This is a genomic window from Shouchella hunanensis (genome assembly GCF_028735875.1).
Lineage (GTDB): Bacteria > Bacillota > Bacilli > Bacillales > Bacillaceae_D > Shouchella > Shouchella hunanensis.
In genome coordinates this window covers 1-13,512 of sequence record NZ_CP117834.1, presented here as the reverse complement: position 1 = coordinate 13,512, position 13,512 = coordinate 1, and the positions used below count along the sequence as shown (strand labels likewise).

The window sequence follows — 13,512 nt, the reverse complement described above, 5'->3', positions numbered from 1 at the left end:
AACAAACAAAATAAACACGAGGGGGTTACTGGAAATTAAAGAGCAAAGCCAGGAAGCGGCTGCTTAAATTTATCTTCAAGCCCTTCAATTCGATCATAGAACATGACCCCATCTAAGTGATCAAGCTCATGTTGAAACACGATAGCAATATAGCCACGTAATCGTAATGTGACCTCTTCATTATTGTGATCGATTCCTTTTACGGTTAATCGAGCATGTCTTGGAACAACCCCTTCTACTTCACGGTCAACAGAAAGGCACCCTTCACCACTATCTAATTGATTTTGTTCAACAGAATGGCTAACTACTTTAGGGTTGGCGATTCCAAGGCTATAGAGCTTGTCGTTTTCGTCTGTCGCATGGACAGCAAATAATCGTTTTGAAATACCGATTTGTGGAGCCGCAAGGCCAACACCAGGTCGTAAATCGTACGTTTCGGCGGTTTCCGGGTCTTGACTATTTTTTAAAAACTCAAGCATGGAAAGTAATGTCTCTTTATCTTCATGACTTAATGGGGTTTCTACAGGCTCTGCCACTTTCCTTAACACAGGATGTCCCTCACGAACCACGTCTTTCATTGTGATCATATGGATTTCACTCCTTTACTTATCTTTCAATAGTTTAAGGATAAATAATCCGATGTGCAAGCAGAAAAAAGCGACACGAACATCTCGCGTCGCTTTTTCGTTTATTTTTTTGGACCGTGGCCAGGACCTTGGTAATCACAGTCAGGACCTTCTTCTACGCCACCTGAGAACCAAGAAGCACCAACAATAATTAAAAGGATGAAAAGAACAACGATTAACGCAAATCCTTTTCCACCGCCTCCACCACAATGTTGTCCGTATCCATACCCATAGCCATAAGGCTCACAGCATTGGTCATACCCATAGTTATATCCGTACTTTTCTCCATAACTCATTTGAAATTCCTCCTTTAATAACCACCGCACTAGGCGATTTATATCCACATCCTATGCAAGAAAGAAAAAAATGTTTGGATAAATGCCTATATCTTTTTTTATAATAGTAAAAGCTTGCCAAATGATCGATTGTTAGATATTGTGAGAGAAGAGAAAAAAGAGTTGAGAAAGCTCGAAGGAGGAGAGGTTTTTGTCGAAAAGGTTTATAGCCACCGTGGCGTTTTCAAGCTTGTTTTTAGTAGCTTGTGGACAAACAGCAACCGAGTCGATTCATAGTTCATTAGAAGAGGCCGCTGAAATAGAAAATGAAGGATTTGATGAGCAACAGCAACCGATGATGGATGCGGAAGAACATGAAGCTGAGCTCTATTCTCAAATTGTTGATTTGGACATGGATGCTTACGATGAAATTGTTCGCTTAGCAGATGAAGCCATTGCATCTGTAGGAGAGAGACGAGAATTACTTTCTAATGAACAAGAGAGCATTGAAGAAGGATACAATGTGTTTGAAAATGCTGTAGCTGATTTTTCGGAGCTTGAAGATGAAAACTTAGTTGACTTAGCGAACGACGTACAAGAAGCGATGGATAATCGTTATGCCAGTTATCAAGACCTACATACTATTTACGAAGAATCGTTAGACTTGGATGAACAATTATATGAAATGTTAAAAGACGAAGAGTTAGACGCAGAAACATTAACAGCTCATATTGAAGAAACGAATCAAAAATACGAAGAGCGTCGTGAAGCAACAGAGCAGTTTAATGAATATACAACAGCTTATAATGATGCAAAGCGAGCTTTTTATGAAGCATCTGATTTAGAAGTACGGTTTGAATAAGTGTAGGTAAGTGTTTGTGCACCCCCTCTCATGCACACTGTCAAAAGTGGAAATGAGGGAGGGTGTTTTTAGTACGGCATAGGCGTTTCTAACTAATTTAAAATGATGGCGTTTTCATACGGTGAAGTTCTAAAGGGAGGGGAAATGAGTAAAGTTCAAACTGTATTAGTCCAGATTTAATGTATACTATAACACATTAAACATGAAGCGTTTCCAAAGATTGTTAGTAAATAACGTTAGTAATATGTAAGCAAAAGGATTGACGATCATTGTGCTCTTCATGTAGACTTACAATCAGTAAGAAGTTGTACTACTAGTAATTACAATTCATTGTAACAGATGACCGCGTGCTTAGTGCTAAAATAGTTGTCTGGTTTAACAACGACTTATTGCGGTTATGTATTCATTAGGATTGGGCATGCTAACAGTGCATTTTTCGAATGAAAAACGTATACAAGCAAGACTTCACATACCGCTTTTAACTATTGAAAGGATTGGTGAACAAATTGAGTACAAAGACAATTGATCAAGTTGAAGAACAATTTGAGACCTTCCAGATTCTTAACGAAGAAGGAGAAGTCGTAAATGAATCAGAAATGCCTGATTTAAGCGACGAACAACTACAAGAAATTATGCGACGTATGGTTTATACGCGTATTTGGGATCAGCGTGCGATTTCCCTTAACAGACAAGGACGCTTAGGTTTCTATGCGCCGACAGCTGGACAAGAGGCATCTCAACTTGGTTCACACTTTGCTTTAGAGCAAGAAGATTGGATCTTACCAGGTTATCGTGACATTCCACAAATTGTATTCCATGGTTTACCTTTACACCAAGCGTTTCTATGGTCTCGTGGACATTTTGGTGGAAGCCAATTCCCTGATGGATTAAACATTGTTGTTCCTCAAATTATCATTGGCGCACAAATTATCCAAACAGCTGGTGTAGCTCTTGGACTTAAGCGTAAAAAGAAAGAAAACATTGCGATTACGTATACAGGTGATGGTGGAGCTTCTCAAGGTGATTTCTATGAAGGAATTAACTTTGCTGGTGCGTACAATGCACCTGCAGTATTCATCGTTCAAAACAACCGTTTTGCTATCTCTGTACCAGTTGAAAAGCAATCAGCGGCGAAAACGATTGCTCAAAAGGCTGTGGCAGCTGGAATTGAAGGCATTCAAGTTGACGGAATGGACGTATTGGCTGTTTATAAAGCAACCCTTGATGCGCGTAAACGTGCTCTAGCTGGCGAAGGTCCTACACTTATTGAAACACTTACGTACCGTTATGGTGCACATACAATGGCTGGTGATGATCCAACTCGCTACCGTACATCTGAAGAGGATGATGAATGGGCGAAAAAAGATCCACTTATTCGTTTCCGTAAATTCCTTGAAGGCAAAAAGCTTTGGAGCGAAGAGAAAGAAAACGAAGTTGTTGAACAAGCGAAAGAGGACATCAAGCAAGCAATTAAAGATGCAGATAAAACACCTAAGCAAAACGTTACAGACTTGCTAGGCTTTATGTTTGAAAACCCTCCAGTAAACATTCGTGAACAATTGGAAGAGTATACGGCAAAGGAGTCGAAGTAACCCATGGGTAATTGGACAATGGCACAAGCGATTACGGATGCCATGCGTAATGAGCTTAACAAAAATGAAGATGTACTCGTTTTTGGTGAAGATGTCGGTCAAAACGGCGGCGTTTTCCGTGTAACAGAAGGTTTACAAAAAGAATTTGGTGAAGATCGTGTGTTTGATACACCATTAGCAGAGTCTGGTATTGGTGGACTAGCAATTGGTCTTGCACTTACTGGACACCGTCCGGTTATGGAAATTCAATTCTTTGGATTCGTATTCGAAGTATTTGATTCTATTGCTGGTCAAATGTCTCGTTGGCGCTACCGTTCAGGTAACAAGCAAACAATGCCAGTTACTGTACGTTCACCATTTGGTGGAGGCGTAAAAACACCTGAAATGCACGCTGATTCTTTAGAAGGATTAATGGCGCAAACTCCAGGTCTTAAAGTGGTTATTCCTTCTAATCCATACGATGCAAAAGGGTTATTAATCTCAGCGATTCGTGATAACGATCCTGTTGTATTCCTTGAGCACATGAAATTGTATCGTTCGTTCCGTCAAGATGTACCGGAAGAAGAATACACGATTGAGCTTGGAAAAGCAGATATTAAGCGTGAAGGAAAAGATATTACCATCATCGCTTATGGAGCAATGGTACAAGCTTCAATGAAAGCAGCAGAGGAACTTGCTGAAGAAGGCGTTGAAGCAGAAGTAATTGACTTAATGACAGTTAGCCCGTTTGATGTGGAAACCGTCATTGCGTCTGTTGAAAAAACGAATCGTGCAATTGTTGTACAAGAAGCACAAAAACAAGCGGGAATCGCTTCTCAAATTGTTGCTGAAATTACAGAGCGTGCGATCCTTTCTTTAGAAGCACCTGTTCTTCGTGTAACATCACCTGATACGGTTTATCCATTCGCAGCGGTTGAAGATGCTTGGTTACCAAACCCAGCCATTATCGTAGAAAAAGCAAAAGAAGTAATAAACTTCTAAGAAAAATTTCAAGAAAGAAACGAAGCTAGTCGAAAACTAGGTCGTTCTTTCTTTTATAGAGATTAAATTCGAGTTATAATGAAGGAGGCGCTTAGCCGTGGCTTATAAATATAAACTGCCAGAAGTGGGCGAAGGAATCCATGAAGGCGAAATTGTAAAATGGTTTGTCAAAGAAGGCGACGAAGTTAAAGAGGATGATATTCTTCTTGAAGTGCAAAACGACAAATCTGTAGTGGAACTGCCATCGCCAGTTGATGGTAAAGTACTTGAGGTAAAAGTAGACGAAGGTACAACAAGCTATGTTGGAGACGTTATTTTAGTTATTGATGACGGTTCTGAAGATGATGGCGAGGAAGAAAACGGAAGCGATGAGTCTGCTAAAGAAGAAAAATCAGAAACTGCGTCTGCTGAGAAAACAGAAGAAAAAGCTTCTGAATCAGCTGATACAGAATCAAGCGACGGTGCTCGTGTTATTGCAATGCCATCGGTTCGTAAGTACGCACGTGAGAAAGGTGTTACCATTTCAAGCGTTAAAGGTTCAGGAAAAAATGGACGTGTTGTGAAAGAAGACATTGACGCATTCTTATCTGGTGATCAAAGTGAAGAGACAACTTCATCAGCGGATCAAAGTGAAGAAAAAGAAGCGAAAACAACAACATCTGCACCAGCAGCTTCTAGCGAACAACGAGAAGAGCGTGTACCGCTTAAAGGAATCCGTAAAGCAATTGCAAAAGCAATGGTGAAGTCGAAGCAGACAGCGCCTCACGTAACGCATCTTGATGAAATTGATGTAACAGCACTTGTTGCTCACCGTAAGCAGTACAAGCAAGTTGCAGCTGATCAAGGTACGAAATTAACGTATCTTCCTTACGTTGTAAAAGCATTAACGTCAGCGATTCGTAAGTATCCTGCATTAAATGCATCCATCGATGATGAAGCAGGCGAAATTGTTTACAAAAAGTACTTTAACATCGGAATTGCAGCAGACACAGAGCAAGGTTTAGTCGTTCCAGTTGTTAAAGACGCAGACCGTAAATCAATCTTCCAATTGGCAGATGAAATTAATGAGCTAGCAGTAAAAGCCCGTGATGGAAAGCTTTCAAGTGCGGAAATGCAAGGTGGATCAGCAACAATTTCAAACCTTGGTTCTGCAAGTGGACAATGGTTCACACCAGTAATTAACCACCCAGAAGTAATGATTCTTGGGATTGGTCGAATTGAAGAGAAGCCAGTCGTAAAAGATGGCGAAATTGTTGTGGGTACAATGTTATCACTATCAATTAGCTACGATCACCGTTTAATTGATGGTGTAACGGCACAAAGCGCTTTAAATCAAATTAAGCGATTGCTTAATGACCCACAATTACTATTGATGGAGGGGTAAGACATGGTTGTAGGAGATTTCGCACAAGAAGTAGATACGCTCGTAATTGGTTCTGGTCCAGGAGGCTACGTTGCAGCTATTCGCGCAGCGCAACTTGGACAGAAAGTAACTATTGTAGAAAAAGATAGCATGGGTGGCGCTTGTTTAAACGTTGGATGTATTCCTTCAAAAGCATTAATTCAAGCAGGTCATCGTGCACACCAAGCAAAATCTTCTGAAGACATGGGAATTGTTGCTGAAAATGTAACAGTTAACTTCGACAAAGTCCAAGAGTGGAAAGGTTCTGTTGTTAAGAAATTAACAGGAGGCGTTGAAGGACTTTTAAAAGGAAATAAAGTGGAAATTATTCGTGGGGAAGCATATTTCTCTGGAGAAGATTCCGTTAAAATTATGGACGAAAAGAACTCAAGCACATACAAGTTCAAGAACTGTATTATCGCGACAGGTTCACGTCCAATTGAAATTCCATCATTTAAGTACACAGATCGTGTGATCAATTCAACAGGTGCTCTTGCACTAAAAGAAGTACCAAAGAAAATGGTTGTTATTGGTGGCGGTTATATCGGTATTGAGCTAACAGGTGCATATGCTAACCTTGGTACTGAAATCACTGTACTTGAAGGATCGAAACAAATTTTGCCTGGTTTCGAGAAACAAATGGCGAAACTTGTTGAAAAGAAATTAAAAGCTAATCATGTTACATTCCACACTGAAGCAATGGCTAAAGGTGTGGAAGAAACAAATAAAGGTGTTAAAGTAACAGCAGAAGTAAAAGGTGAAGAAACGGTTATTGAAGCGGATTATGTACTTGTTACAGTTGGTCGTACACCTAATACAGACGAACTGGGCCTTGAAGGTATTGGCGTTGAAATGACTGATCGTGGACTTGTTAAGATTGATAAGCAATGTCGTACAAATGTGAAAAACATTTATGCGATCGGTGATATTGTTCCTGGTCCAGCGCTTGCACATAAAGCATCTTATGAAGCGAAAATTGCTGCAGAAGCGATTAGTGGCGAAGCGTCTGAAATTGATTACCTTGCTATTCCAGCGGTATGTTTCTCTGAGCCAGAGCTTGCAACAGTTGGTTATACAGAAGCGGAAGCAAAAGAAGCTGGTTACGATGCAAAAGCGTCGAAATTCCCATTTGCAGCAAATGGACGTGCTCTGTCTCTTAATGACACAGATGGCTTCATGAAGCTTGTTACGCGTAAAGAAGATGGCTTAGTAATTGGTGCTCAAATTGCTGGCCCGAATGCTTCAGATATGATTGCTGAAGTAGGTCTTGCGATTGAAGCTGGTATGACTGCAGAAGATATTGCTCTTACCATCCATGCTCACCCTTCTCTTGGAGAGATTACGATGGAAACAGCGGAAGTAGCGCTTGGAACACCGATTCACACAATGTAATAAAAAGTTGCCCCTTATGTGATTTCTTATCATATAAGGGGTTTTTTACGCGTAAATAAAATAATGTAAGAAATCCTATCAAAAAAGGATTGGCAAATGTTTATTTTGTGCTATAATTATCAAAAAATTAGCAAATTAAATTAACGGAGGTAAAGATGGGAAAGCCGTTACTAGAGCTGAAGAATGTTAAAACCTATTTTCAAGTAAACAAGCATCGTCTCGTTAAAGCTGTAGATGACGTTAGTTTCCACATTGACCAGAATGAAGTTGTCGCCTTAGTAGGAGAATCGGGTAGTGGAAAAAGTATGACGTCCATGTCTATTATGGGTTTAGTCGATACACCAGGAAAAGTGACTGGCACTATTACGTTAAACGGAACTGACTTAAATACATTGTCTGCCAAAAAACTAGACAAGTTCCGCGGGAAAGACATTGCGATGATTTTCCAAGAACCAATGACATCTTTAAACCCTGTGTTTTCAGTAGGAAATCAGATTATTGAGACAATCGGGAAGCATACGAATGTATCGAAAAATCAGGCGAGAGAGCGTGCAATCGAGCTATTAAAGCTTGTTGGTTTTAGTAGAGCAGAAGAAAGCTTAACTGAATTCCCACATCAACTTTCTGGAGGGATGAGACAGCGTGTCATGATTGCCATGGCTATGTCTTGTAATCCGAAGCTTTTAATTGCAGACGAGCCTACAACTGCTTTAGATGTAACCATTCAACAGCAAATCTTAGACCTAATGATTAAAGTGAAAAATGAGTTTCAATCTTCTATTTTATTAATTACTCATGATCTAGGAGTCGTAGCGGAAACAGCTGACCGGGTACTTGTGATGTATGGGGGGCAAATTGTGGAAGAGGCTCCTGCTTATGAATTGTTTACAAACCCAAGTCACCCGTATACTCAAGGTTTGTTAAAAAGTATGCCGAATTTAGAGGATGATAAGGAACGTCTAGAGGCGATAAGAGGAATGGTACCACCAGCGCACCAATTCCCTTCTGGCTGTCGATTCGCATCAAGATGCGATTATGCAACCGATGTTTGTGCCGACGTATTGCCGGAATTAGTTAAGACTGAGGGGGCGCGTAAAGTTCGATGTCTTATGTATAAAGAAGGCTCTTTAACACCTAACGAGCAACGTCTTCAAGAGAGAGAGGTTCATTCATGAAGGATGTACTAATAGAAGCTAAAGACATACAGATGTACTTTCCGATTAAACAAGGTGTCATAAAACGTACCGTTGGACATATAAAGGCAGTAGATGGAATTTCTTTAAAAATATATGAAGGTGAATCTCTCGGTATTGTTGGAGAGTCAGGTTCAGGAAAATCAACATTAGGAAGAATCCTTTTACAGCTTCAAAACCAAACTCACGGTGATGTTTTTTACAAAGGAGAGAAAATTTCTGGTATCTCAAATCGAAAATTAAGACCGTTTCGTCGAGATATGCAAATGGTGTTCCAAGATCCATACGCTTCGCTAAACCCAAGAATGAGCATAGGTGAATTAATAGAAGAACCTCTTTTGGTTCATAAAACAGTAACGACGAAAGCGGAGCGAAAGAAAAGAGCAGAAGAATTACTGGAAACTGTTGGACTTCCAAAGCAGTCATACGATAAATACCCACATGAATTTTCAGGGGGACAAAGGCAACGTATTGGAATTGCAAGAGCGTTAAGTACAAAACCTAGCCTCATTATAGGGGATGAACCTGTTTCTGCTTTAGATGTATCCATTCAATCACAAGTATTAAATTTAATGAAAGACTTACAAGATGAATTTAAGCTTACATACATATTTATCGCCCATGATTTAAGTGTCGTAAAGCATATTAGTACTAGAGTGGCCGTTATGTATTTAGGTCGTATTGTTGAAGTGGCCACGAAAAAAGATCTGTATGAGGGGAAGTTGCATCCGTACACTGAGGCATTAATTTCAGCTGTACCTTCCACTGACGTCACGCAAAAGAAGGAAAAAATTACGTTGACAGGTGAACTGCCAAGTCCTGCAAACCCGCCAGTAGGCTGTGCGTTTCATACGAGATGTCCGCACGTACATGATCGATGCAAACAAGAAAGACCTGATTTAGTTGAGTACAAGCCAGAACACTTTGTTGCTTGTCACTTATATACAGAAAAAAGCGAATAAATTGAACTTTTTAGAGGGGGTGAGGCTTCTACATATGAACGTCTTACCAGAATGTGAATGAAAAAATTAGGGGGAAGATGAATGAAAAAGAAGCCGTTTTACACATTTTTAGCAACAGCCGTTTTTGCCACTGCGCTCGTCGCTTGTAATGGTGGAGATACAGATACAAGTACAGATGATGAGGGTAGCGAAGGCGGAGAGACAGGGGAAGTTGAAGGTGGAAATGTAAATTTAGCCATGTTTTCACCACCTGACAACTTATTTAACCCGATTTTTTATACGTCCTTATACGATGCTCATATATTAGACATTACCCATGAAAGCCTTGTACAGCAAAATGAAGAATTTGAATTTATTCCAGAGCTAGCAGAAGACTGGGAATTTAACGATGACAATACAGAATTAACCTACTACTTGCGTGAAGATGTGAAATGGCATGATGGAGAAGATTTTACTGCGGATGATGTGGTGTTTACCTTTACCGCTATGGCTGATCCTGATTATGCCGGAGCTGGTGGAATTAGACAAAACTATGTCAATACACTTACTGGCTATGAGGAGTATGTAAACGGTGAAGCGGATACGTTTGCTGGAGTAGAAAAAGTCGATGAATACACGGTTAAGTTTATTTTTGATACGCCTAGTGTAAAAGCATTAGCGGACACAGCTATGGCGATTCTTCCAGAGCATGTGTTTGCAGATGTGGAAGTTGGGGATATGGCTTCTCATAGCGCCTCTATTAACCCAGGTGAAATTATTGGAACAGGTCCATTTCAATTAACAGAGGCTTTAGAGAATGAGCAGTATGTATTAACAGCGAATGAAGATTATTATTTAGGTGCTCCTAAACTTGAATCGATTACATGGAATATTGTTTCAGCATCTGTAGCAGCTGGAATGCTTGAACAAGGAGAACTTGATTATGTTCCACGAGACTTCCCGGCAGCCGATGTTGCGACAATCGAAGGAAACGATTCATTAACAATTGAAGAACAACCACAACTCGGTTACCAGTATCTTGGATTTAAGGTGAACCATGGGCCAAATGATCAATTAACGGACCGTGATAGTTGGGAGCCAAATGAAAAGCTTCAAGATGTTGAGTTTAGACAAGCGATTGTGCATGCGATTGATCGTCAGTCCTTTGTTGATGGATTTTTACGTGGACATGGTGAAGTGCTAGATGCGCCGTTCCCTGAAGCATCATGGGCGTATAACCCAGATGCTGTTGAAGGGCTAGCATATGACCCAGAATTAGCAGAACAAAAACTTGCTGATGCTGGCTACGAAGATGTAGACGGTGATGGTTTTGTAGAAGATCCAGATGGGAATGATCTTGTCATTAATGTGGATTACCCAGTTGGAAACCCAGTTCGGGAACAGGTAGCGCCTGTCATCAAGGAACAATTAGAAGCAGTTGGTATTCAAGTAAACTTAAATACACCACGTGAGGCGCCAGCGCATTTTGATCTCATTGAGCAAAATGATAATGATTTAGATTTATTTTTAGCAGGCTGGTCTCTATCATCAGGTGACCCAGATCCGTGGCCAATCAATGGTGGTACGGCAGGTTATAACTATTCTCGTTTCTATGATGAAGCACAAGAAGAGCTACTAGAAGAAGCGGTTGATCCTGAATTAGCATTTGATAATCAAGAATTTAGACGAGAAAAATATGGAGAGTGGGCTCAGCTCTATATCGATAACGCATATACAGTACCACTTTACGCTGAAAGTGAAATCCATGTTTTTAACAACCGTGTCCAAGGCCTAACCATTAAGCCGTTCACGTTTAAAGACGATACTCATGAATGGTATCTTTCAGAATAACGTTATGGAGTGAAGCAGCTTTACTAAGCTGCTTCAACTTTCTTTCATTTTGGTTTAAAAAAGAGGTGGCCTACGTGCTCAAATATATTTTAAGGCGCATTATACAATTTATCCCAATGGTTTTTTTCCTTACTGTCATTGTTTTCTTGTTTGCCTATTTGGCGCCTGGAGATGCTTTGAGTGGAGAAGCAATTGATCCAAATACACCACGAGAAGTTATTGAGGAACGGCGAGCTGCATTAGGATTAAATGATCCGATACATATTCAATACTGGAATTGGCTCAGAAGAGCGGCAACGGGTGATTTAGGTATGTCAACCCATTTTACAGGACGCTCTGTTAGCGAATTAATTTCACAGCGTTTGGGGAATACGTTTTATTTAGGAGCATTTGCTTTATTTGTAACGTTAATCGTTTCAGTTCCAATCGGAATTTACTCAGCAAGAAAAAAATACTCTGTATTAGATTACGCAGCGACTTCATTTGCGTTTGTAGGGTTAGCAACGCCAAACTTTTTCGCAGGGTTATTAGCTATCTATGTATTTTCGTTTGGGCTTGGGTGGTTTCCAACACAAGGATCGATTGGCTCTCCGGGTTTAACAGGTTTTGAAGCCTTTATTAGTCGAATTCAACATCTTGTTTTACCTGGTGTCACACTCGGTCTTTCAAGTACGGCGATCTTTATGCGCTACATGAGATCGGAAATGCTTGATATAAAGGGCAGTGATTTTATTCGGACGGCACGTGCAAAGGGAATTGGGGCAAATTCTGTTTTGTACAAGCATACGTTACGCAATGCGATGATCCCGATTGTGACTTTGCTCGGAATGGAAATTGGCATGCTGTTAAGTGGTGCGTTTATTGTTGAAACGGTATTTAATTATCCTGGGATAGGGACACTGTTCTTGTCTGGTATGTCTAATCGAGATTATCCTGTTATTATGGCAGTGAATTTACTCATTGGATTATCTGTTTTAGTAGGAAATTTATTGGCGGATATTTTTTATGCGGTCATTGATCCGCGTATTCGACTTGATTGAGGTGAGTGAAGAATGGAACCGAGATTAAACGAAACACCTGATATTGCCCCTACACTGCCGAATTTAACTGAGGAAAAAAGTGTAAGTCCGACGAGGCTTGCCTTCCGCCGTTTCCGAAAAAATAAATTAGCAATCGTAGGAATTGTGTTTTTAAGTATCATGATTGTCATCGCTATTTTTGCTGATGTGATCGCCACTCATGACCCAACTGCTTCACAATTAACAAAAATTGAAGCGAGAGCGGACAGCGAGAATTGGTTGGGGACAGATGGGTCAGGTCGGGATAATTTTTCTAGACTTGTTTATGGAGCAAGAATCTCTCTTACCGTTGGATTTTTTGCGATGTTGTTTACGGTTCTTATTGGGGGAACGCTAGGATCGATCGCCGGTTATTATGGGGGAAAAGTAGATTCTCTTATTATGCGCATGACGGATATTGTTTTAATCTTCCCGTTCATTTTATTGTTTATGACGATTGTGGCTATCCTTGAGCGAACGACGGTTCCAATCTTTATAATGGTCATCGCTATTACCTCTTGGCCGCAAATTTGTCGGATCCTTCGAGGGACGTTTATGTCAATCCGTGAAAAAGAATACGTGTTAAGTGCGAGAAGCATTGGGTGTTCGGATGCTCGAATTATTCGAAAACATTTTCTTCCAAATGCTGTTGGCCCAATTATTGTGAGTGCCACCATTATTATGGCCACAATGATTGTAGCGGAATCTGCTTTAAGTTTTATTGGGTTTGGCATACCACAACCAACACCAACGTGGGGGAATATGTTAACGGAAGCACAGAGCGTTCGATTGTTGCGTAATAATCCCGAAGCGTGGCTACCACCGGGATTATGCATCTTGTTCACCGTATTGGCTATTAATTTCATCGGTGATGGCTTACGGGACGCGTTTGACTCAAAAGCATAAGTTAAAGGGGTAAAAAGATAAGTGATGGGACTTATCTTTTTACTTTGTTACGGCATCGGTAATAGCGAAAACAAGCTGTTCAAGATCTTGTTTACCAGATATCCGTAATAGCTCCTTTTCCCCTTTATAGATGAGTAAGCTTGGAAAGTTTTCTATATTGTAATAAGAAATGGAGCGCGTATCCGTAGAATCTTTAAAAATAAATTCTTGAAAAGAAAAGCCTTCTTTCTCTTGTGAATACTGAATAGCACGATAATAATTACGCTCATTAGAAAGCTGATTTGTATCCGAGAATAAAATGAGGGTTATTTCGTCATGGGCAATCGAATGGGATTTTCCACTCGTTAAAAAAGAAGTCGATGTCAGAATAATTAAAAGGATGATGGCGCTAAACGAGATAGCAAATAAGAGGTGATGTGTCTTCATTCTCCCA

General features: G+C 40.3%; 12 protein-coding genes and 1 pseudogene. 10 read left to right on the top strand and 3 right to left on the bottom strand.

Features of this window, described 5'->3' with window-relative positions:
• Window positions 1–35: 35 nt before the first annotated feature.
• Window positions 36–587, bottom strand: a complete 552-nt coding sequence (def, locus tag PQ477_RS00065) for a peptide deformylase (protein ID WP_035395834.1) — start codon at window positions 585–587, stop codon at window positions 36–38.
• A gap of 161 nt (window positions 588–748) precedes the next feature.
• A pseudogene (locus tag PQ477_RS20875) lies at window positions 749–820 on the bottom strand (YjcZ family sporulation protein); the annotation flags it as partial.
• 292 nt (window positions 821–1,112) lie between these two features.
• Between PQ477_RS20875 and PQ477_RS00055 the strand changes: the two are divergent.
• The 10 genes from PQ477_RS00055 to opp4C all read left to right on the top strand — a co-directional run bounded on the left by PQ477_RS00055 (window position 1,113) and on the right by opp4C (window position 13,079).
• A complete protein-coding gene (locus PQ477_RS00055) occupies window positions 1,113–1,763 on the top strand; it encodes a YkyA family protein (RefSeq protein WP_052008053.1) in 651 nt (216 codons plus the stop codon).
• Window positions 1,764–2,269: 506 nt separating this feature from the next.
• The gene (gene pdhA / locus PQ477_RS00050; protein ID WP_035395838.1) at window positions 2,270–3,355 is read left to right on the top strand and encodes a pyruvate dehydrogenase (acetyl-transferring) E1 component subunit alpha; all 1,086 of its coding nucleotides are present in this window, start codon (window positions 2,270–2,272) and stop codon (window positions 3,353–3,355) included.
• Window positions 3,356–3,358: 3 nt separating this feature from the next.
• On the top strand, window positions 3,359–4,336 hold the full coding sequence (locus PQ477_RS00045) for an alpha-ketoacid dehydrogenase subunit beta (RefSeq protein ID WP_035395840.1): 978 nt from the start codon (window positions 3,359–3,361) through the stop codon (window positions 4,334–4,336).
• A gap of 97 nt (window positions 4,337–4,433) precedes the next feature.
• Complete coding sequence (locus PQ477_RS00040) at window positions 4,434–5,720, top strand: dihydrolipoamide acetyltransferase family protein (RefSeq protein WP_144559231.1); 1,287 nt, start codon at window positions 4,434–4,436, stop codon at window positions 5,718–5,720.
• Window positions 5,721–5,723: 3 nt separating this feature from the next.
• Complete coding sequence (lpdA, locus tag PQ477_RS00035) at window positions 5,724–7,130, top strand: dihydrolipoyl dehydrogenase (RefSeq protein ID WP_035398752.1); 1,407 nt, start codon at window positions 5,724–5,726, stop codon at window positions 7,128–7,130.
• 155 nt (window positions 7,131–7,285) lie between these two features.
• Window positions 7,286–8,305: an ABC transporter ATP-binding protein gene (locus tag PQ477_RS00030; protein WP_274272790.1), complete on the top strand. Its 1,020-nt coding sequence runs from the start codon at window positions 7,286–7,288 to the stop codon at window positions 8,303–8,305.
• Entirely contained in the window at window positions 8,302–9,285 is a 984-nt protein-coding gene (locus PQ477_RS00025) for an ABC transporter ATP-binding protein (RefSeq protein ID WP_035398753.1), read from the top strand. The genes PQ477_RS00030 and PQ477_RS00025 overlap by 4 nt, the downstream gene beginning before the upstream one ends.
• A gap of 81 nt (window positions 9,286–9,366) precedes the next feature.
• Window positions 9,367–11,115: a peptide-binding protein gene (locus PQ477_RS00020; RefSeq protein WP_060703930.1), complete on the top strand. Its 1,749-nt coding sequence runs from the start codon at window positions 9,367–9,369 to the stop codon at window positions 11,113–11,115.
• 74 nt (window positions 11,116–11,189) lie between these two features.
• On the top strand, window positions 11,190–12,155 hold the full coding sequence (locus PQ477_RS00015; RefSeq protein WP_274272789.1) for an ABC transporter permease: 966 nt from the start codon (window positions 11,190–11,192) through the stop codon (window positions 12,153–12,155).
• 12 nt (window positions 12,156–12,167) lie between these two features.
• Window positions 12,168–13,079, top strand: coding sequence for an oligopeptide ABC transporter permease (gene opp4C / locus PQ477_RS00010; RefSeq protein ID WP_035398754.1), 912 nt, complete (start codon window positions 12,168–12,170; stop codon window positions 13,077–13,079).
• Window positions 13,080–13,118: 39 nt separating this feature from the next.
• Here the strand turns inward: opp4C and PQ477_RS00005 are convergent, their stop codons facing one another.
• Entirely contained in the window at window positions 13,119–13,505 is a 387-nt protein-coding gene (locus PQ477_RS00005; protein WP_035398756.1) for a thioredoxin domain-containing protein, read from the bottom strand.
• Window positions 13,506–13,512 lie beyond the last annotated feature (7 nt).

Bases quoted from the DNA above. Each gene is read 5' to 3' on its own strand.
- lpdA (WP_035398752.1), top strand. From the start codon at position 5,724: ATGGTTGTAGGAGATTTCGCACAAGAAGTAGATACGCTCGTAATTGGT.
- opp4C (WP_035398754.1), top strand. From the start codon at position 12,168: ATGGAACCGAGATTAAACGAAACACCTGATATTGCCCCTACACTGCCG.
- PQ477_RS00030 (WP_274272790.1), top strand. From the start codon at position 7,286: ATGGGAAAGCCGTTACTAGAGCTGAAGAATGTTAAAACCTATTTTCAA.
- PQ477_RS00020 (WP_060703930.1), top strand. From the start codon at position 9,367: ATGAAAAAGAAGCCGTTTTACACATTTTTAGCAACAGCCGTTTTTGCC.
- PQ477_RS00025 (WP_035398753.1), top strand. From the start codon at position 8,302: ATGAAGGATGTACTAATAGAAGCTAAAGACATACAGATGTACTTTCCG.
- PQ477_RS00005 (WP_035398756.1), bottom strand. From the start codon at position 13,505: ATGAAGACACATCACCTCTTATTTGCTATCTCGTTTAGCGCCATCATC.
- def (WP_035395834.1), bottom strand. From the start codon at position 587: ATGATCACAATGAAAGACGTGGTTCGTGAGGGACATCCTGTGTTAAGG.
- PQ477_RS00045 (WP_035395840.1), top strand. From the start codon at position 3,359: ATGGGTAATTGGACAATGGCACAAGCGATTACGGATGCCATGCGTAAT.